Origin of the sequence: Chryseobacterium pennae, assembly GCF_003385515.1 — a bacterium.
In the GTDB taxonomy this organism is placed as follows: Bacteria; Bacteroidota; Bacteroidia; order Flavobacteriales; family Weeksellaceae; genus Chryseobacterium; species Chryseobacterium pennae.
On sequence record NZ_QNVT01000037.1, the window covers coordinates 1 to 25251 of the forward strand.

17 protein-coding genes and 3 pseudogenes are annotated in these 25251 nt (G+C 34.8%); 4 read left to right on the forward strand and 16 right to left on the reverse strand.

Annotation, left to right across the window (positions count from 1 at the left end):
• Positions 1–578: 578 nt before the first annotated feature.
• The gene (locus tag DRF65_RS25665) at positions 579–2612 is read right to left on the reverse strand and encodes a T9SS type B sorting domain-containing protein (protein ID WP_115973555.1); all 2034 of its coding nucleotides are present in this window, start codon (positions 2610–2612) and stop codon (positions 579–581) included.
• A 242-nt stretch (positions 2613–2854) separates the two neighbouring features.
• Complete coding sequence (locus DRF65_RS25670) at positions 2855–5863, reverse strand: reprolysin-like metallopeptidase (protein ID WP_115973556.1); 3009 nt, start codon at positions 5861–5863, stop codon at positions 2855–2857.
• Positions 5864–6412: 549 nt separating this feature from the next.
• Here DRF65_RS25670 and DRF65_RS25675 point away from each other — a divergent pair.
• Complete coding sequence (locus DRF65_RS25675; protein ID WP_228438950.1) at positions 6413–6835, forward strand: transposase; 423 nt, start codon at positions 6413–6415, stop codon at positions 6833–6835.
• 99 nt (positions 6836–6934) lie between these two features.
• On the opposite strand, the pseudogene DRF65_RS25680 reads toward DRF65_RS25675, so the two are convergent.
• From DRF65_RS25680 to DRF65_RS25700, 5 genes and pseudogenes are all read right to left on the reverse strand, one after another.
• Positions 6935–8109: pseudogene (locus tag DRF65_RS25680) on the reverse strand (IS3 family transposase).
• A gap of 685 nt (positions 8110–8794) precedes the next feature.
• Positions 8795–9232 (reverse strand): transposase, encoded by a 438-nt coding sequence (locus DRF65_RS25685; protein WP_115973597.1) that lies wholly within the window; start codon positions 9230–9232, stop codon positions 8795–8797.
• A gap of 191 nt (positions 9233–9423) precedes the next feature.
• A pseudogene (locus tag DRF65_RS25690) lies at positions 9424–9618 on the reverse strand (IS3 family transposase); the annotation flags it as partial.
• Between the two features lie 941 nt (positions 9619–10559).
• Positions 10560–11285, reverse strand: a complete 726-nt coding sequence (locus tag DRF65_RS25695; RefSeq protein ID WP_115973559.1) for a hypothetical protein — start codon at positions 11283–11285, stop codon at positions 10560–10562.
• Between the two features lie 81 nt (positions 11286–11366).
• Positions 11367–12101 carry a hypothetical protein gene (locus DRF65_RS25700; protein ID WP_123947435.1) on the reverse strand — a complete coding sequence of 245 codons (735 nt, stop codon included), beginning with the start codon at positions 12099–12101 and terminating at the stop codon, positions 11367–11369.
• 286 nt (positions 12102–12387) lie between these two features.
• On the opposite strand from DRF65_RS25700, the gene DRF65_RS25705 reads away from it, so the two are divergent.
• Entirely contained in the window at positions 12388–12714 is a 327-nt protein-coding gene (locus DRF65_RS25705; protein ID WP_115973561.1) for a nucleoid-associated protein, read from the forward strand.
• 315 nt (positions 12715–13029) lie between these two features.
• Here DRF65_RS25705 and DRF65_RS25710 read toward each other — a convergent pair whose 3' ends face one another.
• The 3 genes from DRF65_RS25710 to DRF65_RS25725 all read right to left on the reverse strand — a co-directional run bounded on the left by DRF65_RS25710 (position 13030) and on the right by DRF65_RS25725 (position 14314).
• Positions 13030–13509, reverse strand: a complete 480-nt coding sequence (locus tag DRF65_RS25710) for a hypothetical protein (protein ID WP_115973562.1) — start codon at positions 13507–13509, stop codon at positions 13030–13032.
• An 80-nt stretch (positions 13510–13589) separates the two neighbouring features.
• Entirely contained in the window at positions 13590–13880 is a 291-nt protein-coding gene (locus DRF65_RS25715) for a S8 family serine peptidase (protein WP_115973563.1), read from the reverse strand.
• 239 nt (positions 13881–14119) lie between these two features.
• Positions 14120–14314, reverse strand: a complete 195-nt coding sequence (locus DRF65_RS25725) for a S8 family serine peptidase (protein WP_115973565.1) — start codon at positions 14312–14314, stop codon at positions 14120–14122.
• 649 nt (positions 14315–14963) lie between these two features.
• Between DRF65_RS25725 and DRF65_RS25735 the strand changes: the two genes are divergently transcribed.
• A complete protein-coding gene (locus DRF65_RS25735; protein WP_115973567.1) occupies positions 14964–16178 on the forward strand; it encodes a hypothetical protein in 1215 nt (404 codons plus the stop codon).
• Between the two features lie 44 nt (positions 16179–16222).
• Here DRF65_RS25735 and DRF65_RS25740 read toward each other — a convergent pair.
• Positions 16223–16438 (reverse strand): annotated as a pseudogene (locus DRF65_RS25740) (IS3 family transposase); the annotation flags it as partial.
• A gap of 1794 nt (positions 16439–18232) precedes the next feature.
• The gene (locus DRF65_RS25750) at positions 18233–18757 is read right to left on the reverse strand and encodes a DUF4442 domain-containing protein (RefSeq protein ID WP_115973570.1); all 525 of its coding nucleotides are present in this window, start codon (positions 18755–18757) and stop codon (positions 18233–18235) included.
• 98 nt (positions 18758–18855) lie between these two features.
• On the opposite strand from DRF65_RS25750, the gene DRF65_RS29035 reads away from it, so the two are divergent.
• Entirely contained in the window at positions 18856–19047 is a 192-nt protein-coding gene (locus DRF65_RS29035) for a hypothetical protein (protein WP_115973571.1), read from the forward strand.
• 18 nt (positions 19048–19065) lie between these two features.
• Here the strand turns inward: DRF65_RS29035 and DRF65_RS25760 are convergent, their stop codons facing one another.
• The 4 genes from DRF65_RS25760 to DRF65_RS25775 form a co-directional block, all read right to left on the reverse strand.
• Positions 19066–19821: a 4-hydroxy-tetrahydrodipicolinate reductase gene (locus tag DRF65_RS25760; RefSeq protein WP_115973572.1), complete on the reverse strand. Its 756-nt coding sequence runs from the start codon at positions 19819–19821 to the stop codon at positions 19066–19068.
• A 393-nt stretch (positions 19822–20214) separates the two neighbouring features.
• Positions 20215–22947: a S8 family peptidase gene (locus tag DRF65_RS25765; RefSeq protein ID WP_115973573.1), complete on the reverse strand. Its 2733-nt coding sequence runs from the start codon at positions 22945–22947 to the stop codon at positions 20215–20217.
• Positions 22948–22955: 8 nt separating this feature from the next.
• A complete protein-coding gene (locus DRF65_RS25770; RefSeq protein ID WP_115973574.1) occupies positions 22956–23909 on the reverse strand; it encodes an AAA family ATPase in 954 nt (317 codons plus the stop codon).
• Between the two features lie 113 nt (positions 23910–24022).
• Positions 24023–25144, reverse strand: a complete 1122-nt coding sequence (locus tag DRF65_RS25775; protein ID WP_115973575.1) for a site-specific integrase — start codon at positions 25142–25144, stop codon at positions 24023–24025.
• Positions 25145–25251 lie beyond the last annotated feature (107 nt).

Sequence of the window (25251 nt, forward strand, 5' to 3'; positions counted from 1 at the left end):
CATTTAATTCTTCTGTAAAGGATTTTTCGCAACTAATAAAAAAGATGAATATTAAAAGGTAAAATAGAGTAATCAAATTACTTTTCATTTTCATTTTTTGTACATTAAAGCATAATAAATCTAATAGTTCACTGTTTTTCACGGATATAAATTTTCATCTTCAGTGGGTACAAGCTCCAAAGATGATTAGTAATGATTTCTTGATTTTGTAGATACGGAATACTGCTGACACTTCTTTAGCAATTTTTGCTTTTCAGGGGTTTCATTATCATACCAGATCTGTTTTACCATTCTTTATAAAGCTTCTAGTATTCAGGGAAAGAATCAAAGAATGTTAAGATATTTGAAACGCCTTATAACCCACTTCACAAATATAAAGATCAGGGGGCTGGATCAATCCCATCCGCGTGGCACGCCCTCCGTGGATTTCACCGTAGATGGAATTTTTTTCTTTATCGATCCAACCCTGGTAGATCACATATATTTCTTTACAGCACTAGCCACATGTTCAATCTTGGTTTTATTTACTTTTTAAACACTTACAACAAGAAAATATTTCCAGAATACAGATTAAAAATCTATTCTCTGTTTTTTACCAGTATCCAACCTGAAAACTTAAAAGAAGTTTTATTTTTATTATTCTCATTCCAGAATAAAGAATACCAGTATGTTCCTGTGGGTACTTTTTTTCCGCCGAAAGTTCCATCCCATTTGTATCCCCTGCTTTTATCAAGATTGTATACATTGTTACCATACCTATCGTAAATATTCATAGTCAGATTATTTTTGATTCCCAATGCAGAGTAATCAATTACATCATTAATTCCATCTCCATTAGGCGTTATAACATTCATTAAGTTAAGAACTGTAATTTTAACCTCATTGGGCTCACATGCATAAAGATCTTGTACATATATTCTACCTTCTCCTCTTGTAACATTCAAAAAAACATTAGAATCCTGCCAGGTAATATTATCCATTGAATATCTATAAGGCTTTGTACCTCCTTCAGCATGTACGGTGACTGTATTATTTGAAATATCAATACTTTTAATAACAGGTTGTTCAGAAGCATATACTTTTACATGCTGTATAGCTATGCAATCACCCGTTTTCAGTTTAACCCAATAAGTTCCTACTCCTACATTGCTGATAGATTGTGTAGTTTCACCGGTGCTCCATTCATATCCATTGAATCCAGCGCCTGCATCTAGCGTTGTTTTATCTTCAATGCAGATAATTTTGTCCTTAAGAATGTTTGAATAAACAGGTGCAAGTACAGTCAGTGTTACCTTTGCGATAGAATAGCATCCATGGACATTGAATACTTTTACATAAACCACACCATTAGGAGCATTATAACTTAACGGGTTCATTATTTCATTGGTGCTGTTCATCGCATCAGTAGGTGATGGATAGTATTTTTTTGTTATCGCAGTTTCGGAGGTTACATTAGCATTGTTGAGATTAAATAACGCTGTAACCGGATTATCTTCAATAAAACAAGATACTATCGTAGTGTCATTGACTTTGGGAGGAATACCTATTACAACAGTTTCATTCCGGCTTATCGCATTACATTGAGAATTATGAGAAGAACCTTGTGGTCCTACTTTGAACCGCACCAAATAAGTACCAGGCGGTTTGCCTGTGGAATCGAAAGTATAGTTGGGATTTGTACTGGGAGTTCCATGATCTATCCATGTTGCGCCGGAGTCGTTGCTGTATTGCCACTGATACTCGGCAGGATTGTATGAGCCTCCAGTTAAGTTCGCCGTAAAAGTAACAGTTGAATTTTGATCAGGACATAATCTTGTACTTGCACTAGGTGCAGCCACAATACTTGATGGGATACAGGGTGAAACGGTTATGTCATCAATGGCTAGGTCATTTCCGCAGCCGTTACCTACAGAATTGTTTATAATCTGAAGCTTAACTGATGAGCTAGAAGTATTATTGAAAATGACGGAAAATTCTTTCCAGTTAGAGTTGACTGGAATATTTCCCGTTATTGATGTACCCAAAATATTGCCTGTTGTAGGATCAACCGCCCTAAGTGTTAAATTAGGAAATTGATAATTGGGGGAGCAGGTCCCGGGACTATTTACATTGAGAACCCAAATAGAAAGCTTTAGTGTAGTATTGGGGCAAAGATCATTCATAACATATTCAAAAAATACTGTTGCGGCAGTCGATGGAGCGTTGATCAATAACATCAGCCCATTGGTATTACCTGTATGATCAGCAGAGTTTATCCATCCAAAAGATCCTTGTTGCACGGCTGGATTTTTAACTAATCCCGAATAGCCATCGGTTAGATTACCAGCCGGCCCAGCAGCACCTACAAATGTAGTTGATGTACTGGCACCTGGAGCATAAGTAGATAAAGGGCCATACCATTCATTAGTTGCGTTACCTTGTCCAAACGTTTGATTAACAATTGGCGGTCCCCAATTTCCTATACAAGTGGGAGCCGTATTCTGAGCATGAAATAAGGAGGTAAGGAAAATTGATAATAAAAATGAAAACAAATAGTTTTCTTTCCTATTTTCTATCATGCACATATAATCACAGCTTATCTTATCAGTATTGTATCTGAATTTAAAATTCATTATTTGAGAGATCAATTTATTATTAATATTGTTCACTAAGGCTGTTTTAATGCCCGATGGATTCACTTGAAATTTCTCAAAGCTTCAACTTCACCACTAAAACCAAAATAATTCAGTATGGTTTCCATTTTACATAAGTAACTATCCAATTAACTCAATGCTGAAGCAATGTGCTCTGTCAAAAAGCAATGTATAAAGATTACTTTATACATTGCTGAAAACTAAAATGAAACCTTTCTAATTTACTTTTTAATCAATTTTGTTGTATAGCTTGTTGTTTCGTCTTTTAAGGCGATCACGTACATTCCTTTTAACAAGCCTGCCACATTAATTTTCTGTCCTTCCAGCTTTCCTTCCTGAACCAGTCTTCCGTCTGCACTGTAGATTTTGTAATCTGCTTTTCCTTTGATATTCTTCACTTCTACATAAGTATCAGCAGGGTTTGGATAAATAGAGAGTTCTGATTTTGTATTTTTAACCTCGTTTACAGCTAATGCGCTGGTGATTTTTACGGGAAGATCCATAATACCACCTCCTGCAATTGAACCGCAAATATCGGCCAATGCTCCTGTTGCATTTTTAACAACAATTCTCATTCGCAGCAGTTTATCTCCTGCATAGGCTGTAGCTGGTACCGTAAAGGGAATGTCTAACCCGGAGATAATGTCAGCATCATCTGGAAGTCCACCTGCTACCTGTCCTACTTTTTCTGAAGTTTCAAATACTCCGTTTCTGTTATAATCTATCCATACGGAAGCATTGACAGATCTTCCTCCATATGCCGTAGATGATGAAAGAATACTTGTTTCCACAGTATAAGCTGTCCCTTTAGTCAGATTGATCGTTTTGGTAAGATCTGTACTCAGATCTTTATAAGACCTGTACGTAGCATCCTGATAATCAACATTAGCAACTTTGATACTTCTTACCGCTGCATAATTTGATTTTCCTGAATTCAGTATGCAATAATCTACTCCAGTCAATAAGCCTTTAGTTTTGAAGGCATAATCTGTTGAGAAATCCCCGGTTACACTGTTTACCACTGCGGCTACCTTTACTTCGTAATTTCTTTCGTCTTCAAGATTAGTCAGTACAATAGAATTTGTCGGGCTTGAGGCATTTTGCCAGTTCGTTTCCCCTTGTTTTCTGTAATTTACTGAATACGTATTGGCTCCAGGTACACTATTCCATGATATTCTGGCAGTCGTTTTAAAAATTTCCTTCTCTATAGAGGAAACCCCTGTAGGTGCTCCTGCTGAAGTAGGAGCTGCTCCTACTGTTATGGCGGGTGACACTGAATAAAATACATTTCCAACTGCAGATATTCTCAGTTTAACAGCACCTGTAAGACTTGCAGGCATCTGAACTGCATAGCTCCCCGTATTAGGCACAGAAGCAGCAAGATCTGTCCATGTTGTTCCATTGTCAGCTGTATAATCAATTTTTACATTGGATACATTATATGGGGCTGCATTGGTATTGGCAGGATCCCAGCTGATGGTATTGGATGCATTATTATATAAAATGGTTGCAGCTGTAAGCCCATTAAATTTGAAAGGACCATCGTTTCCTATGGTAAGTGCAATTTCTGCTGAAGAGTGCATTGGACGTTGAGCATTCTCATCTCTTACCGTTACTGCATAATTGAGCGTTCTTGGAATGTAAGAAACAGTTTCCCAGTCTTGTTTATTAGTCAGAGAACCGTTCATTACCGTTTCCATTTTAGGAAAATATCTTCTGCCTGAAGCTGTTCCAGTATATGATCTGGCTAAAGCCCCCTGGGTATTGTAGCCCCAGCCACTGTCTCCGGAAATCGTTGCCTGGTTGTTTACAGAATTATTCTGCTCCCACGTATATTTTACAGCATCTCCTTCGGCATCTACTGCTGTTGCATCCAGGTAGTAGGCTGTTCCTTTTGGGATTGTATAAGCAGTAAGCGGAGAAATAACCGGTGCGGTATTGTTGGTAATATCTACGGCAACTCCGCACCCTGCTTTCCCTTCCATGTTGGTCATGATCTGGTCAATACTTTTATAATGGAAATATGGGTTGCTCACCATTTGAACATTATCGCTGGTAATTCCCGCATAGGCCATAATGGTGGTTCCTCCTCCCGGTTCAACATTGGCACCGCTGCCTTCAGAATTGTGTGAAAAGGTATGATTTCCTCCGAACTGATGTCCTATTTCATGAGCTACATAGTCAATATCAAATGAATCCCCTTGAGGAATCGCATTGGCTGGAGAAGTAAATCCTGAACCTTTATAATTTAATGGACGTCCATTACTGTTAACTGCTGTATCATTGCTGCATACACAGCCGATACAGCCTGCCGCACCGCCACCGCCGGAAGCTCCAAAAAGGTGACCAATGTCAAACAGCCCGCTTCCTACATTGCTACTAAGATTAGTCATCAATTCACCACTCCATAAACCATTATCAACGCCCGGCCCTGAATCAGAATAAGGATCAGTGGCAGCGTTAGTATAAATAATTCCCGGCAGATCCTGAACGGTAAGGTGAATTCCAAAATCTTTTTCAAAGATCCCGTTCACACGGCTCATTGTATTGTTCATAGCAGTCAAAGCTCCGGCCGGAGTTCCACCATGAAACTGGGTGTATTCTCCAGTCACGGAAAGTGCGAGTCTGTAGGTTCTGTATTTTGTACTGGAAGGTCTGCTGGTGATCCCTAAGTTAGAGAGATTTTTTTTTCCGTTGGCCTCCAGTGTTTTTATATCTTTTATATCCTTTTCATTCATTCCGCATTCAAAGCCATGCTCTCCTCCGGTCTTCTTTGTTTTATAGAAAACCCCATACGTTTTTTTATCTGAGGAAATAGGTTCTATAAACTGGAATACGCCATCTTTGATGATCATAGACTGCATATCTGTAGGAGATGTACTGAATCTTACGTATTTGGAAGAATCATCTATACCGGCTCCTACATAGGAACCCAGCTGATATTTTTCAACCAGAGATTGAGCCATCACCGGATTGCTGTATACCGCAAATTTTTCGATCTTACCTTCTGCTGTGGGCAGAGATATAATCACAGGCTTTGCATTCTTTCCTGTTTCTACAGCATCCTTAAGAAGGTTTCTAAGGGAGTTAAGATCTACGCGATAGGTCTGTCTGACTTCAACATCTTTTCTTATTTCGGATCCTTTTTGTCCCATAGGCTCCCATCTTTGCCCATAAACAGCTGTAAATGCCATAGTGAAAACACTCACTGTTAAAATTTTCTTTTTCATAAAATAATTAAATATTAAGTTCTAAATCTAAATTTCTCTATTAGTTCCATTCTAACATTTAACTAAATACATAGCACTTATGGTAGTACTATCTATAAATTTGACCAGAAGTACAAGATCACATCAAATGAATAAATTGAACTTTAAGAAAAATATTTACACATCATTAAAATACAGGAAAAGTACAACTGTGGAAATAAAATCATAAAAAAAAGAATACTACCAATACCCTTCATAATATTAATTCTCTATAAATCAATATATTAAAAAACAACTAGCATTTATTTTTTTATATCCGAAAGCATTAATAGATAATTGGCCTGCTAAAAAGAATTGATAATAACAAAGAAAAATTTAAAAAAGCATCCATGTAGTATAATGCTAGCTACCACTTTTGTGACTATTTATGTGATAAAGAATCAACCCTTATGCGTTCGTGTTTACCTCTATATTGTTTTAAATAATCTCGACCCAGGACGCTTTACTACTTTTAACCTATAATTTTGAATCAAATAATTTTCTACTGCAGATTCTTGATGAGAAGAATTGGTGGTTCTTTGTTACAATAATTCTCCAACTTCTTTCTCTCATCGGCTTTTCTACAAAAGCACGATTAGCTCTTATTCCTTTGATTGTAATATTCTTTTTACTCAATATTCCGATCTGGAAAAAGCGTATCATTTAACGGATGGACTTAAGAAGATCTATTATCAGAACATTATAAAATCTGTTGCAATGACAAGGCTTGCGCATTGGTTCAAGGATGTTGAGCAGGCAGGATTTAAATCATTTTCCACTTTAAGAAAAGCGATAACACACCATTATAGAGATATTCTAAATTACTTTCATAAAAGAAACATCAATGCTGCTGCAGAATCTTTTAATGCCAAAATCAAAAACTTCAGAATGCAACTCAGAGGAGTGAAGGATAAATCTTTTTTCTTATTAAGATTAACTAAATTTTTTGCTTAGTCCACAACTTTCGAACATGATTCGTTCAAGAGTGATTTTTGTCTTGACCTTTTGAAATTAAAAAGGGATTGGATATGCAAATAAAAATTCCAGTATAAGTTAAGCTACATTTTTATAAATTTTATTTAGATTATTAAATTCTTCTATTGTTTGATAATTCAGAGTGCTGTGACGTCTTTTTTTGTTGTACCAGATTTCTATGTATTCGAAAACTTGCAGCTCCATTTGCTCTTTTGTAATGAGCTTGTTGCCATAAATGAGTTCCGTTTTTAATGATTTGAAAAAACTTTCAGCCACTGCATTATCCCAACAATTTCCACTGCGGCTCATACTCCTTGTGACGTTATAAAAATCTAATGTATTCACAAATTTTTTGCTTGCATATTGAACACCTCTGTCGCTATGAAAAACTAATTCATCAACTATCTTCCTGTTTTTAACAGCCATTTTCCAAGCTGCAAGGCTCGTTTCTTCGGTGCTCATTCCCTTACTCAAGCTCCATCCGATTATTTTTCGGTCGTATAAATCAATAACAGTTGTCAAGTACAAAAATCCTTCTTTAGTCTGAATATAAGTGATGTCTGAAACCCAAACTTGTGCAGGTTTTCCTGCTGTGAAATTTCTATCCAACACATTTTATGCCACCAAATAATTATGTTTAGAGTTAGTGGTTACTTTAAATTTCTTGCTTAATTTACTTCTCAAACAAAGCTCCTTCATATATTTCGCCACAGTGATTCGCGATATTCTGTATCCTAATGAATTCAATTCAAACACAATTCTTGGGCTTCCGTAACATTGTTTTGATGAAAAATAAATCGAAGTTATCTGCTCTTTTATTTTTTCTTTCAAAAGCAATCTCTTGCTCCGGGATCTATTTTTCCATTTATAATAACCGCTGGAACTTAATTTTAAAACATTACACATCTTTTCAATCGGGAATATACATTCATTATTTTTTATGAATTTATACTTCATCGACCGCTCTTGGAGAAGATGCCGATTGCTTTTTTTAATATATCACGTTCTAGCTCTGCATCCTTGAGCTTTTTCTCTAGTTCGTGGATCTTTTCCTGCTCGGGTGTGAGTTTTAAATTCCCATTACCAGGGAAACTGCCTTCTCCAAATTCTTCATACTCTTTGCGCCATTTGTAAAGTAGTGTGACTGCAATCCCCAGTTATCGTGCCAGTTCTGAGATATTAGATCTTTCATTGCTTAATTGGACTGCTTTGGTTTTAAAAATAGGATCGTAGATTTTTCGCTCTCGTTTCATAAGTTAAAATTAAGATTTTATGCTTAACTTATACTGGAATTTTTATTTGCATATCCAAATCCCTTGTGCGAAGTAATAGTGAGCGAAGATGCAATAGAATTATAAATAGTACTTTGTACTGTCTAAGACAAGCAATACTTATTAGCCTTTTCCGTCAACCTAGAAAACAACTTGGAAAGTACCAGTGTTAAACCGACCTGTCTATATCTCATTGTGCCTAAAGAAAACTCTAAACAAGAGATTAAATATTTAGTATTCATGCTAAAATGCTAGATCACTGTAAAATTTATCTTCATTCATCTGCATAAAAACAGGTAGATATCATCATGATTTAGGAAAGTGTGCAATATTACGGACCCTTTGATTAGGAAACTAGGGTTTTCCGGGATCTCTACCAACCCCTAGATTGTTAAGATTAGCCGTTGTGCATAAGCCGCTGCTGATATCACGAACTGAATCTGCCGAAGAAAAATGGTAAAAAAATGCTGGCAAGATGAGTCTTGATATTGATTCCTATGCAATTTTTTTCAAACTTGTGTTTAGGTTTAGCAATCAAATTTTTTAAATAATTCGCGTATGATAAGAGATAAAATCAGACTAAAACGTTTAAATTTACCATGTCGTGTATTAAAAATTAGCGATTAAAATGTAGTAACTTTGCTGTATCAAAACACCGCAACATCTTTTAAGATTTGTCCCCTTCAATATTTTTTATGTTATATTTTTCCACCCATTTATATAATGTTGTTTTAGGGATGTTATAACGAAACATTACTTCGATTTTAGTCATTTCGCCATGATTTATTTTCCCTAAAATAAAATCTATAATTTCTTTTGTATATATATTCTTTCGAAATTGAGGAAGCTCCGCCACTTTACCTTTTGGGAACTTGCTCATGGATGAATACAGTATTAAATGTTGTGTATACAATCGAAAAAAATCATATTCCAGTAACTTACTCCAACGCAATAGCTTGTCTGTATCGAAACTTTTACTTCGATATACTTCTTCTATATCTTCTGGACGACAATTTATAAAATCACATATCCGAGACATTGAAAGTTGCCTTTCAATCACCAAATGTTTAATTAATAAACCAATATTAATTTCTTTGTAGTTCATATAATTATATTTCTTAAACATATCTAACTTTATATTATATTGATATACATATATTTAAGTAGGTATTCCCGACTTTTATACCCTTAAGATTAATTACCGGCAGACCTAAAAAAAGAATAAAAAATTAGGAAGTTACATTTCATTAAAATAATAATACAATTCTTTGTTCGAAGAGTATTTTGTGGTTGGGCTTACAACAAAAGAGCGAACATAGTTAAGCTACAATCTTTCGTTTCATTAATTTTTTCCAAATTTTCCGGAGACATGTATCCTAGTGCAGAATGTAAATTTTCTGGGTTACACCATGTCTCTATATATTCAAAAACGGTAAGTGCGGCGTACTGTTTATCAGTAAAATCTTTATTGGTATACATACTCGGTTTTCGAAGTTTAAAAAAGCTTTCTGCAACACCATTATCCCAGCAGTTTCCTTTTCTGCTCATTCTTCTAATTATCAATAGGTTTCTGCCCCACTTAGATCGCACCTTACTGTCCAGCTTATAATTTTGAGATCACCAAGATATTAAATACCTAACACATCTTCTTCTAACGCATGGCTAGACAGTTTTAGACTTTTCTTAATGATTTGACAACGGTCTCAAGCTGGAATATTCTAACTATATGGCTTTTATAGTAGTTGATCTTAAAAAGTTTAAATAATCTCTATAATAAACGGAATTCAAAAAAAATATAACTGAAATAATTTTTACAAAAGCCATGCAAAAAGCTATACATAGGGAAATATTAATTAGTATTAATTTCAAAGAATTGCTAATCATATTCCTTTTAGGACTTCAATTAGGATTGTATTTTCCGTTTAGCTACTTTGTTTAAATAAACATTTTTAAAACCAAAATTTTCATTAATTGAATTATTTAAAATCTGTATTTCATACGGTGAATATTATAAAATAAATATGATCTTTGTCTGTTATTACTCCGTTAGCTTTGAGCCAATCTGATGTAGAAATTGATCATAACTTCGTTGATCAATGATGCTATATTTTAATCATCAATGACTTTGATTACCTTAAGCATTAGATTTTCCATTTTCAGTACTTTCAAAAGTAGTAATCTCTGCTTATTTTTTTATTATTGTTTTCTTCTCTCGCTCATCCACACTTGAAAATATATAAATATATAAGCATCCAAAACCCCTTGTCTGAATGACTTATTAAATCTTGCAATCAAAGAATTGCGTAGGCCTTTCTTGGTTGGTGTAAGTTCCGTGCATAAAAATTTATAGTGAAGAATAACAACAGTAAATTTCGAACAGTATCCGAATTGTAAAGAAATGTTTCAACAATATCATTAAGCTTTTATTAGTATTATAGTTTAAAAAATGTTAAAATATATGTTTTTGCAACATTTCCATTATTTGTAATTGTATACGAATTAGTTGTATTAGCAACAATACTATAATCGAATTGAGTGCCATTGCCTCCATCGTCACAACCAGTAACATTGTTAAACTTAACACTCCATCTGGCTGAGGATCCATTTGAGGATAAAAAAATAGTAGCAGAACCCACTTTATCTCTTGCAACTGAATTTACGTACGCCAGCGTCATATTAGAAAAAATATATGATGATATCATGCTTCTCTTACAACTATTCTTTGATTTAACCATCAAGATTCCCGACTGTATATTATTCGAAGGTATGATTACAGAGGCACTTTCTCCAGGTTTTATGCTTTCTACAGTGGCAGAATAGCTATATTTTATTCTTGTAACATCTCCTTGTTCATTACCTTTTACAAGGATATCGTTGTTTGTCTGCGACTGCGAGCTCAGATTGGTAATACGCAAACTTGAACCATTAGCATCAATATCTAATTTTCTCTGTGGAGCAGAGTTACCAATCCCTACATTTCCAGATGAGGTTATAATAAAATCATTCTTTTGCTGTACAGAGGTAGGAACTTCTAAGGCTGGATTATCCTTTCCCCCATCTACGTGAAAACTCCCTTGCGGATTTGCTGTATTAATTCCAATTTGCCCATAACTCAATGAATAGACAGATAAACACAGTATAATAAATAGATTTTTCATAATTTGAATATTTTAGCAAAAGGTGATGTTTCTAATTTGTACATATTAAAAAAAATAAATATAATAGGTTACGAATATCACTTATAAACGAAATATTGTCAGTACATAACTCCTAGTCACATTTCCATTATTTATAATCAAAAAACTAGTATTTGTTGGTCTTGAAATAGTATAATCGAACTGTGTGCTATTTCCCGTACTGCAATCAAGAGTGTGAGGAAATTTGATAGACCATACCGCTGACCCTTGTCCAGTAGGACTCGCAGGAATGGGTGAAATTGTTGAAGTACTAACTTTGTCGCCCGCAATTCCAAAGGAATACCCAAATGCAGAATCTGAGTAAATGAAGTTTGTAATCATACTTATTCCGCAAGAATTATCTGATTTAACTACGAGTAATCCACTTGGGATATTAATATCACTTGGGATATTTATAGTACTCTGAGCCTGTCCGTCTAATGTCACATTAACCGTATACATATAGCTAGTTGCTGTAACATCTCCAGTAACTGGATTTATAGTCAAAAAAAAGTCGTTTTGATTACTTGATTGCGGCAGATTAGTAATCCTTAGACTGGCATTGTCTGCATCTATATCCAACTTTTTTTGAGGATTATATTTGCCTATCCCGACTTGTCCAGATGGCGTAATGATAAAATCATTTTTTTGTTGTATAGTTGTAGGAGCCCCTACAGCAGCATTATCTTTACCTCCATCTATATGAAAACTCCCCTGAGGATTAGTTGTATTGACTCCTACTTGGGAATACCCTACAAATGAGATGAAAATAGAAATAATCATATATTTATTTTTCATAAAATTCCTTATTTATTTAGTGAACTTTTTATTTGTGATAATGTTGAGTATACCTGTGCTAATGGTTACATTCTTTTTTTTTATTTTAAATCTGTATGATTAGATCTCCTGGATGACTTGGTGAAGCGCATAGAGTGCAATGTTACGTTGTAATAGAATACTATCCATTAAACCAAATGCTTCTAAAGTACTACACTACTAGAAAAATTGTACTACAAAAGTACTACACCATATACAGTAGATCGGATATACTAATTTTGATTCCAGTATAAGTTAGCATAGAAGCATGCACCCCAAAATTAAGGCAGGTGAATTGTGTATGTTTTATATGACTGACGTTATACTGGACGGTGAGGAACTGGACTGTGTCGGTATTTTTAAATCCGAGAATAAGGAAACCGTGCTTAAAGTAGAAAGTGGGCTAGACAATTATGAGCTAAAGGATATTGAGGGGATGAATATTCATAAGCTGGACAAAGGATGTTTAGTTTTTGATTCTGAAAAGCAAAATGGATATATAATCGCTGTGGTTGACAATACAAATAGAAATTCTGAAGCACAATATTGGAAGGACAATTTCTTAAGTAGGCTAGAGGTTTTAAAATTGTTTTGAAACTAAACAAAAATTTTGATATCTACATCCACGTAAATCGAGATTTAATTGAACAAGGGGTAGATGAATATGGCAGAAAATTTTATCAAATATATTACAATGAGGAAAAATAACCGCTCTGTGAGTATTACTATGTCTACTTGAATTGTAACTAGTTAATATACTTAAATGTACCGATTGTACATATAAATTAAATTTCAGATTCTATTACAGAAATATTATGCAGTATGATACAAAATTTCTTCTTAATTTAGCTCGTACATTTAAGTATATTATAGTCTTATTTCAATAAACTTTACCTGGATATTAAGGATCTTAACGAGCATTAATTTCAATAGGTATTTCAACCGGATTTTTAACAGTCGTGTAAAGTTCTATCTCCTGATCAGGTGTATCTAAGGAAATTATAAGAGTGTAGCGCGTTGGAGTTTCGACTTTACCTAAATGTTTTCTTTCTCGCCACCACCCAACAACAGGATATACTGCAATATAATGACACGTTGATAAATCTGCAGCAGTTCCTTTCCAGAAATCACTATGAACCGAGCCATTACTTCTATTATCTTTTCCAACCACCCATCTTCCTGCACCAGCATTAGTATTAATTTCTTCATCTTCTTCTCTCGCCGCTTTATTAAAACGTTTTTTAAATTCTTCTTCTTCTCCAATATTGTTAACGTCAAAACGAAGACCATAGGATCCATAACGATATTTATCTTTCCATCCAACCTCACCTGCGCCAGGTTCTATAAAGTAAGAGAGAGTCACGTTAAATGTAACAGGTATTTCACCCATCTCTAGCAATAGGTTATTTGGCCACGGCAAATTGAAAAAATGAATCTCGTGTGTTTCAGTATCACTTCTGCTTCCTTTTTTTAAACTAAAGGGTTGTTTATATGTTCCTGTGCAATAAAGGTAAATGCACTTTCCTGGCCATATAAAGTACGGTCTAAATTAGGTATTCCGTAGCCGAAAGTTCTCAATAAATTCCTAAAACTTTTTCTGTTTCCTTGCTGAGCCTGTATTTGATTAAACATCATTGGGTTCCAATCCGCTGAATGAATGATTAGCTCTCTTACGGTCTCTGGCCAAGCATCCGGATACTGGAAAGCTATCTTTGCAGCAAACCAAGATGCTTGTGCAGCAGCTGCACTAGTGGCATTGATGGTATCAAATAGTTTAAGACCAGATGTTTATGAACTGGACAATAGCTCCAAGTCCTCATGTGAACAATACTTCCATCTGGTGCTCTCAAAAAATTTTCACCTTCAAATACAACATCGGGTCTTGAAGGCCATTTCCTTTCCCATACTATAGATGTTGAGCTATAGGGAGAAAGTTCTCCTTGACTGGCAATAGGAGTATGGTTTTGGAAATCTGGATTTTTCACAATTTTTTTTTCGGCTTAAGCGCCTATTACTAAAGAATTCCAAGATTGAGCCGGATTCTGAATAGAAATTGCATAGTTGGACTCCTGATAATTTTGCCATAATTCCTCAACCTTTATATTTCCACCAGATATGATAATTAGTCTTTGATTTCCACCTTCGTCAAATGCTAAATTATCTATTGCTCCAAACCAAGATGAAGGTCTACCCATATTTATACATGTTCTCCAAAGGTATATTATTCATAATAAAACAATCTTCAAATTCATTGAAACTCTGCGCTATATTTAAAACGTATTTTATTGATCTTAAAAGATAATTTTTGCTTTCCTCGATTGTAAAAACTGCATTTTATTTTATTGCTCAAAAAATCTGGAAGCTGACGAAATAAATGATTTTCACTGCCAATTCCTATATATTCGGCGGTCAAGTCAAGACTTACGACTTCTAAATCTTTCATTCGGGGAGCAAGTCTCTGATAAGATAAGACTGTTTTACTTTAAATTTTTCGTAGAACTCCAAAAACCCTTCCGTAATTTACATATAAGTTATTTATTTTAAGTGTTTTAAATTAAAAAAGTTTACTGATTTTCACTCAAATGAACGAACGTATATCTTTTTATTCATAATACAAAACGGGTATATATTAAACAAAAACCATCTTTTAGAGAAAATAGAATTTGTTATAAGTACTTTTAATTAAACATAAAATAATGAAATAAAAACACTACAAACCAATTAAAAAATCTCATAAATTCATAAAACATTACGAATTATTTATCTTTTTTAATTATAAAGATGTTTTTTTGTATTTATCGAAAAAAAAAGTTACATTTGACTTACACCAAATAACAGCTTACCATGAAAACAAAATTTACACAGTTCAGTGCTATTCTTTTTACTGGATTCTCATTTGCCCAAGTAGGGTTCAATACAATTTCACCAAAAACAACAGTTGATGTATCTGCTAAAAGAGATACCTCAGGACTGATTACGGATAACACACAAACATATGGATTACAGGCTCCGAGGCTTACAAGAGCTGAACTTACAGCAAATACTGCTACCTATAGCAGCGATCAGAGTGGAGCATTAATTTATATTACGGATGTTACTGGTGGAGATGCTACGGGACAACGTATTAATGTTACTGCAATGGGCTATTATTATTTTGACGGAGCAGTATGGCAAAGACTTACACAGGCAACAAATGCCATCTCTCCAGCGATCTCCGCACTACAATGTACTACAGCTTACTTAAATCCTTCTACTTATACTCCCGGTATTCCTTTCAGTGGAAACCTGAGAGTTACTTATAGCCAAGGTAACGGAGGTTCGTATAATTCAGGAGCTCCTTTTACCGTAAACGGATTAACCTTCCAACTAAGACCCGGAACTCTAGAGTTTGGTGATGGCGAATTGGTATTCTCAGTGAGTGGGACTCCTACCACGGCTAATAATATGACTCTTCCTATGACCAGCACTGCTGTTCCTTTCTTAACAGCAGGACAAAACTGCAGCGCTACAGTGGGAAATACCAGTCGTGCAGACATTTCATCTCTCGCTGTGATGGGATATCCTACCCTAACAACTGATACCAACGGGAAACAAGCATATACTTTACCTCTTGCTACTTCAGATGGTAAATATTCAATCAGGGTAATATTTGATACCACAAGTGGTACAACCGCTGCAGTTCCTAATGTACAATTGTATAATAATACAGGTGCTACCGTTAATCTGTATTGGAATTATAATACCGAATACGGTGGTTATATTGGTTCAGCTGTAACCACAAACAATATTGCTTCAGGAGTATGGGGCGGTATGGCAGATTCATCAACTAGCTGGTTCCCCCAAGGTACAGGAGCAGTAGGAAGTGCTTACTGGGGGAACATAGGGATTATAGATGGATCCAGTGGACCTGAACACAGAAGATATACCTGGATAGATAGTAATCCTTCTTCAAAAACGGCTTATACCGCAACCATTATGGTAGGAGCCCCTACTACAGGTAGCGCTCAGCCTAACCTTTCTAAAATATTCATAAAGATAGAGCAGATAAAAGCACAATAATATAATGCCCCTAAAATAGAGTGCACCCAAAAATTTAGACAAAATTAAATAATCTTTTGATAATAAAGAGTTCGATATTCTATCGGACTCTTTCCTTTTAAATTAAGTCTTATCCTGTCTTTATTATAATAGTTAATATATTGATGGATTTCATCTTTTAATTCCTGTATTGATTTGATTTTTTTCAGATAAAACATTGCAGATTTTAATGTTCCAAATAAATTCTCTATTATAGCATTATCTAGACAATTTTCTTTTCTCTCTTTCTTTGAAGAATAAGGTGTGCGGCAACGCAATTACGCTAAATCATTTGATGGCTTCAACACCAAGATTTTAACAAAGATTACATCTATGACTGTCATACAGTACATCAACAAAAATATATTCAAAAGAAATATCAATAATTTAAAAATTAGCATTATTTTAAAATGCACAACGGGTTCATTTTCATGAACGGCTATAAATTCTGCAAATCTGCCAATGTAATAATGGGCCGGACGGCAGTAGACTTCATCGCCTGCTTTAAAACGTTTTACATCGGAACCCACTGCTGCTACGACTCATGCTAGATCATACCCTAAAACTAAAGGTAATTTGTACTTTACTGGGCAAGCGGCAGTTCCTCAGCTGACAATAATTTTGGGAAAATTTTTACACTGTCGAAATTATACATCAACGATAACCATGAAGATTCGACCATAGCAGAAGTTGAAACGCTGCTTCAATTCGAAAATGTTGAATCGTTATTCAACTTGCTCAACTACGTGAAGCAGGATGAGAACACATATTTTTTGAAAAACGATCAAAAGAGAAGATATAATACATAGGAGTCTTTGCTGCGCGGAGAAGAGGAGCGTTTACTTTTAGTAAAGATCAATGATACAATAGATTAAATAAAGAAGAAGACCAAAGCTTACACGGAAGAAATCAATCTATTGGAAAAAAATAACCTATCAACAGTTTCCAATGCAGTGTCGGATATTGTTTATAACAGGTTATTCAACAATAAAGACTTTTAGTGGGAACGGGAAGAAATAAAAAATACAGACCCAGATGTTCACCAGCAATATCTTTCGGAATTAAATAAACTGAAGTACCTAATTCTCAATCGAGAAGAAGTTAAGAAAGTGTTAGCGAACTACAGCATTATCTCTTTTATTAATACCTATTTCTTGTCTAAATAGATGTTATTGACTTTAATAGCTTAGTGCTAGATCCTGTACGTTGATTACTGTTTTTCTCACAGATAGGTTGATGGATTCCAAACGGCCAGTACTTATTATAAAGTATACCACGTTAACACTACATTTTAAAATAGCAGGAGTCTCTTTTACGGTGAAGTATACCGGACTGTTTATAGGTTGGTGCCGCTGCTATTCAACTTTACGTAAGGCATAATTGGCATAGTCTATTTTTGTATTTCTTTGTTCAAGTTTATAGGCTTTCCCATTGCAGGTATGACTACAGTATCTGGTAACGGTAGTTTTAGCAATAAATTTTGTACCACAATATGGGCAGACTTTCTCAATTCTGATATTTCAGCTCATGATCAGATTTTTTTAAGTCCGGAAAAATACTAATTCAGGCCATAGGCTTCAATAATGGCATTTTGAATGTCGTTATACTCCTTTATTCAGGATTAATACAATTAAATGGATGCAAAATTCATCCCAAAGAATAGGTAAATCTGAGAAAAAAGGTGAACATTTAAATCTTTTCTTTACTTCATTCATATATAAAGTTTTTTAAATTAGACTATAATTTTTAAAAATAAGCACGTTCATGTTTGTGAAAAATAATGATTTCTCCAAATTAAGGGTATATAGAATTCATTAGCCGTCTTCAAGAATCATATAATAATCATTAGATTATTTTAGACCAAAGAATTCTATAACCATTCTATTTTCTTTTGCTCAAATTTGTGTGATTTTATACCAAAGGGACAAGAAAAGGGACAAAAATTTGAGCATTAAAAACTATGAAATTACATACGTTGCACAAAATCAAGATGTTATTTAAATGTTGATAAAAACTGCAATTGGCTGTATATCAGTTTACTGTGAACTCATTTCCCTCTTTTGTTTATAGAAATCTTTATCGGCTATATAGATTTTTTTCTGTACTTCACAAAACACGATGGATTTGTCTTCGTTGGTCAATTGAGTGGTTTTAATGATTTCCAGTTCCTTCTTTTCTGATACCTGTTGTTTGATTTGCTCCAATTCTTCCTGTGTGTACACAAACTCTGCAAACAAATCCACGTTACCGGGTCTTTTGAAGGAAATAGTTGCGGATTTGTCCCAGACTACGTAATGGTGGTCTAATAGATTAATAAGCTGAACCATAGGTATAGGATCTACGGCAGAGAACATACTGCCACCAAAGATGGTACCCATATAGTTTTTGTTCTTGTAGCTGATAGGTAGTTTTACTTTAATTTTTGTCAGGTCTTCAGAAACGGATAAAATGTGAGCTGTGCTTCTTCTGTACATTGGAGACAGATTGAACCCCCATTTGAATAATTTAGGAAGTCCTATATATTTTGAACCTACCTTGGTTAATTTTTGGTAAAACGACATAGTTTATTTTATTTTAAATTGTTGAACGATATTTTGAATAACAGTACGTATTTTTTCAGGGTGATAACTCTCCTGAGTTTTTTAAAAGATTGCAGGATATGGGGGAAGATGGTAACATCAAAACCGGCAGTAGAGATGAAGTGATAACCGAAGGCGCCGTTGAATACGTAACTCAAAATTTATTAAAGCCGGTAACTCTCGCTATAAAAAGTACTGAACAAATGCATCCTACTCAAGAAACAGAGGAAATAATTGAATGTTCCCTTCAAATTCTAAAATACAGTAAATAAATATTGAAATTGAATATCTTAAGATTGATTGAAAAAATATGGTCGTAAAATATCTTCAAAATTATACAACCCATTTTTCTTTTTATCAAGGTTTTCAGCCACAAATAGTGCTCCGTTCCCAAATGCCTCGCGCGAAATAGATTCATGGACTAAACGTACAGTTTGATAAGGAAAGCCAAAAATAACTTCGTGTTTTCCAACAATACCACCAGCCCTCACTGAATTGATGTTGCTGGTATTGAGGTCAAGTGTCTCAGCAATTTTTACTGCAGTTCCAGATATTCCGGGTTTAGCTTTGAAATGTTCTTCAATAACTTCTATGTCTACATTTGGAGCAATGTTTTTAAGCAATGAAGCAGCAAATAATAGATAATTAACACCCAATGTAATGTTTGGTGACCAAAAAACAACAGTATCAGAAGAAAGTTCTTTTAAGAGTTTTTTTTCATTTTCTTCGTAATGTGAAATGGCAGATATTATTTTAATATTTCTCTTAGACACTATTCTTCCATAACTATAGATGCTTTCAGCTGTAGAAAAGTCTATAATGGCATCTACAGTGTTTTTACTTAGTAACTCTTCCAAATCTGTATTCTGTTCTGAATAGATCATTGCGGGATCCGCAACCGATATTCCTAGAACTTCTTTAGCTGTGGAATGTTCAAGCGTTCCACTTTTTCGTAAAACCCATTCTAAAGAAAAATCTTTGTGTTGCAGTATTACATTCGCTACGGCTTTACCAGCTTTTCCAAATCCTATTAATCCTATTTTCATACTTACATTTTATTACTTGATGGTTCAAATATTTTCAAATGTAAGATACAATAAAAATTATAAATCTGTTTTAAAGCTGCCTAGCCAAGCTCTGATCACCCATAATTACAATAAATAGAATAAGAAAAAGAGGATGTTTTACAAGGAGTAATGAAAGCAGGCTATTTTATTTATTTTTTGCAATGAATGTTTTTACTGCAAATATGCACTGGATTTCAATTCCGTAGACATGTCAGTGATTTACCTTTTCGATATGAATCTCTACTATGTCATAATTGTAGTAATCGCATTATGTTTAAAACTCGGTACTCGGTTTAAGATGGTAGAGGAGAAGGATGAGTATTCTGTTTACAACACTGTGAGTAAAAGCAGATGGACTATTTTACCAAGACCTTAAGGTTCTCGAAGAGTATTATTAATTTCAATAGGTATTTCAACCATATTTTTAACCGTTGTATAAAGCTCAATTTCTTGGTTAGGTGTTTCTAAGGAGATAATAAGAGAGTACCGTGTTGATGTTTCTACTTTACCTAAATGTTTTCTTTCTCGCCACCATCCTACAATAGGATATACTGCAATATAATGACATGTTGATAGATCTGCAGCCGTTCCTTTCCAGTAATCACTATGGACAGAGCCATTACTTCTATTATCTTTACCAACTACCCATCTGCTAGCACCAGCGTTAGTATAAATTTCTTCATCTTCTTCTCTCGCTGCTTTATTGACACGCTTTCTGAAATCATCTTCTTTCTCCCCAACGTTGTTAACATCAAAACGTAAACCATGTGATCCATACCGATATTTATCTTTCCATCCCATCTCGCCAGCGCCAGGTTCAATAAAATATGAGAGAGTTACCTTAAATGTAACAGGGGTTTCACCCATCTCCAGCAATAGTTCACTTGGCCATGGTAAATTGAAAAAATGAATTTCGTTAGTTTCGGTATCCGTTCTGCTATCCTTTTTGAAATTAAAAGGTTGTATGTGTTCTTGAGATATAAAGGTAAATGCACTTTCCTGGCTATATAAAGCACGTTCCAGGTTCGGTATCCCATAACCAAACGTTCTCAATAAATTCCTAAAGCTTTTTCTATTACCTTGCTGGGCTTGTATCTGATTTAACATCATTGGATTCCAATCAGCCGAATGAATGACTAATCCCCTTACGGTTTCTGGCCAAGCATTAGGGTACTGAAAAGCTATCTTCGCAGTAAACCAAGCTGCCTGGGCAACTGCCGCACTGGTAGCATTAATGGTATCAAACGGTTTAATGCCAAATGTTTTTGAAGTTGATAATAACTCTAAATCCTCATGAGAAAAAATACTTCCATCTGGGGCTTTCAAAAGATTTCCGCCTTCAAATACAACATCGGGTCTTGAAGGCCATTTTTTTTCCCACATTATGGATGTTGAGCTGTAAGGTGAAAGCTCTCCTTGATTGGCAATAGGTAAATGTTCTCTGAAATCTCGGTTTTGTACGATAGTTTTTTCTGTGTAAGCACCGATTATTAAAGCATTCCATGATTGAGCCGGATTCTGGATAGAAGTTACATAATTGGACTCTGGATAATTCTGCCATAATTCCTCATCTTTTATATTTCCTCCGGATATAATAATCAATCTTTGATTTTGTCCTTCGCCAAACGCTAAGTTATCTATTGCACCAGACCAGGATGAAGGCCTGCCCATATTTATACCTTCTTTAGCTGTTATTGACAGACAATAAATCAGAAATATATTTGGATTTTGAATTTCGGATCTAGCAATAGCCTGAGCAGTTACATTTCCCCATAATTCTGTTGGAGTTTCTTCTTGACCAGGACGGGGAAGTATTTTAACTGAACAGATTTTATGAGTAAGTATAATATTTCCACTGGAAGTAAGGAGTTGTTCCAAGTGCCCATATCCTGCAATTCCAGCCATTAAGGTTCCATGGCCTCCCCGTTCACGATAATGATCGTCTGTTCCCCAAGCTGCAGTAACAGTTAATGTATTATGATCATCTATAAGAGGTTTTAATAATTGATGTCCATTATTAACTCCTGAATCTAGCAAACATATTTTTACACTAGTATCAATAATCTCAACTCGCCTTAAGACATCTTCCACCCAACCTTGTTGTTCCACAGCACTTTCGTTGACCCAAAAACCGGCGGGTTCTTGGCAAGCTCTGAATTCAGCCAGCAAATCACTCTGTAATATAAGTTCAATTAACTGGTCGCGGTTGGCTTTAATTAGTAAAACCGCTCTCTCAGGAAATATGATAACTTCCAGACCATTGGCATGATATTTAGCTTCAATGTCAATATTTCCAATAAGAGTAAGAAATTGTTCAATTTGTTGTCTTTCAATATTTTGCTTAGTATTGATATTTAACCAGACCTCACACCATTTGGAATAGCCATCAGGAATCAGCTCAATATTATCCATCCAAAAACTTTCCAATAAAGCCTGACCTACGTCTTCAATACTATTGACCAAATCAGCATTATGTGGAGATATTATCACTTTGCCCTCGGGAAATAATCGCTGAGTTTCCGCAATAAAATAATCTTCCTGTCCAACTGGCAAGGAAATAGTGGCTTTTGTTTGTACGATTCCTTTTTTGTTTACATCTTTTATTGTTTTGAGATGGATGTTATTTCCTAATTTATTAATTTCTTCAGTAATAAGGTTATGGTCTTGTTGGTCTTGAAAAACAACCGAAGTATTATTGTTGTCTCTATACGCTTTGATTTTCCCCATAAAGGCCCCTTCTTTACCTTTAGGTATATAAACCGTTGCACGAACACTGGTATGATCATTTTCACCTACAATTTCCTTAATGTTTAACAAGCGAATTCCCTTTCGAAGGTCTTCAAGACTTTTAGTGATCAGATCATGGTCTACTGAACTTGTAAAGGATAGGTAAGTCCCTTCCTTTGTGGGGATTTGTTCAGCTTCACGCTGTATTTCAAGTTGCTTTTTGGTCTCCCAAATTATATTAAATTGCTGTAAGTGTTTTTCACTGTGTGTTATTCGATTACGTTTGGGAATCTGTGGCTTTGCACCCATCATTGGTGGTGCTTTAAACTTTTCACTATTTGCAATACTATTGAAAAAAAAGTGTTTATATGTAGCCATCGAGCAAATTATTTATGGTATGCAGCATTACGGTCTCTTACTGCTTTCAGGATCAACTCATTGTTCATTAACTGCTTCTCATTTAAAATAGTTTCCTTAATAGCATCAACACACGCAAGTGTTATTTCAGCATGACTCAATCCATTTATCTCGGGTAATAAATCCTTAAACTTAATTTTTCTAGAAAATTGAGAAAGGCGGTTTCTCAGTAAAGCTTCCTTCTCTTCGAGGTTTGGAAGATTATATAATATAACATCATCAAATCTTCGGAAAAGTGCCTGGTCCAATAATTCCTTATTGTTAGTAATGGCAATAATAAGACTGTCAGAAGTATCCCTCTCAATAAACTGAAGGAACGAATTAAGAACCCTACGCATTTCACCAACGTCATTATCACGGCTTCTTTCACCGCCAATAGCATCAAATTCATCAAATAGGTATACGCCTTGTTTTTGTTCAATCAAATCAAAAACCTGACGTAATTTAGCACTCGTCTCACCCATAAATTTGGTTACCATCTTATCCATCAAAATAGTATAAAGTGGTAAATTGAGCTCATTGGCAATAATTGAAGCGGTCATAGTTTTACCTGTCCCCGGATGTCCTGACAAAAGGATTTTTCTTCGATTTTCCAAATCATGCTTACGAAGTTTATCTCGCTGGACAAATTCTGAAATTATTCTGTTAACTCTTCCCTTAATATCGATGGGAGCAATCATATCTGAAAGTTTAACAGAAGGAATGTTCTCCTGAATCAGCCCTTGAAGATCTATCGGAAAAGTTTTAGATCTTTGTTTATTGTCTTTTGCTTTATCAATGATTGATTTAATCTCATTAGCTACAAGAGTGTGTCCAAGTTTTGCTTCATGCGCAGCAATTTGCAACGCAATAGTGGTGAACCTCTCGGGTTCATTGTTGTAATGTGATTTAATTAATGATATGATGTAATCCGCTTTTGCCATTTGATCACAAATTTACAAATTATTTAGGTCCTTAATCATTTTATTATAATTTTAAAATATTCAGATTTTAAGTCATAACCTAGAAAATCCTCTGAAAAAGGTACACCACAGTTTTATAACTTTGTACCATTTAAATCTAATTTGATTTTTTCTGAAGCTTTTTTGGTTAATTCATCCACAATCCTAACATAGACCTCTGTTGTCTTAACATCTTTATGACCTAATAATTTTGAGCCTGTATAAATATCCGTGCCTGATGTCAACTGTAAAGTAGCGAATGTATGACGAAAACCATGGAATGTAAAATGCTTTTTTATTCCTGCATTGTTAAGCCATCCAGGAAGAAATTTAACTATAAGATTGTATTTTAGCCCTTCAAAAATTTTTACATCATCATCTCGACGAAGTCCCAATAATTCGAGCGTATCATCGCACACAGGGTAATATTCCGCCTTTCCCGTCTTATTCTGCTTAAATAAAATATAGTAATTTCCGGATGTTCCCTGTATATCGCTCCATCTTAGACTTTCAACATCACAATAGCGAAGTCCTGTTAATGACGAAAACAGTCCTGCTTTCTTGACAATGGGGGAATTACAATCAGCATTAGCCATTCTTTGTAATTCATCTTTAAAAAGATAAGGCCTATGCGTATCATCTACTTTGATATTATGAATAAAATTTCCCAGATCTGCCGAAATGTATTTGTTTCTATAGGCTTTTTTAAGAACGGATTTAAATCTTGAAAAATAAGTGGCAGCAGTACTTTTTTGAATCTTTATTTTTGAACGTCCAACTGCAGGAGAGGATAATAGGTATTTTTTATAGCTCTCACAGAAGGCTTCATTAAGGTGTTTAAACAAAAAGACTTCACCTGCAAACTTTTTAAAATAGGCAACAGCCATACTCCAATGCATTGCCCCTGATTTACTATCGACTTCTGCCTGGAAAAAATCAATAAAGTTGGAGTTGAATTTTGTCTTATTCAAAAAACCAAAGTCAGTACTGTGAACATCAATTTGTCGGTCAAGACGTACACGCTCAGCAAATGAGCTAATTTCTTCATTATGGAGTTTTTCAGCTTCAGATCTTGGGCTGTTGTAGATGAACATTTTAAGATAAAGTTTTCTAAGCAGCTTTCCTGTGGTTTCACTCTGTATAGGAGGATAAATTTCTAAATATAGACTTTGTCGTCCTTTACTTATCGGTTTATACCGTAAAGTCACCTTGGTCATGATATAGATATTAAGGAATGAAATTGAATTGAATATTGTCAAATTGGCCCATAGCAACAGCTATTGAAGTCCTCTAAAATATTATGAAGTCAATCTTACCCGTGATA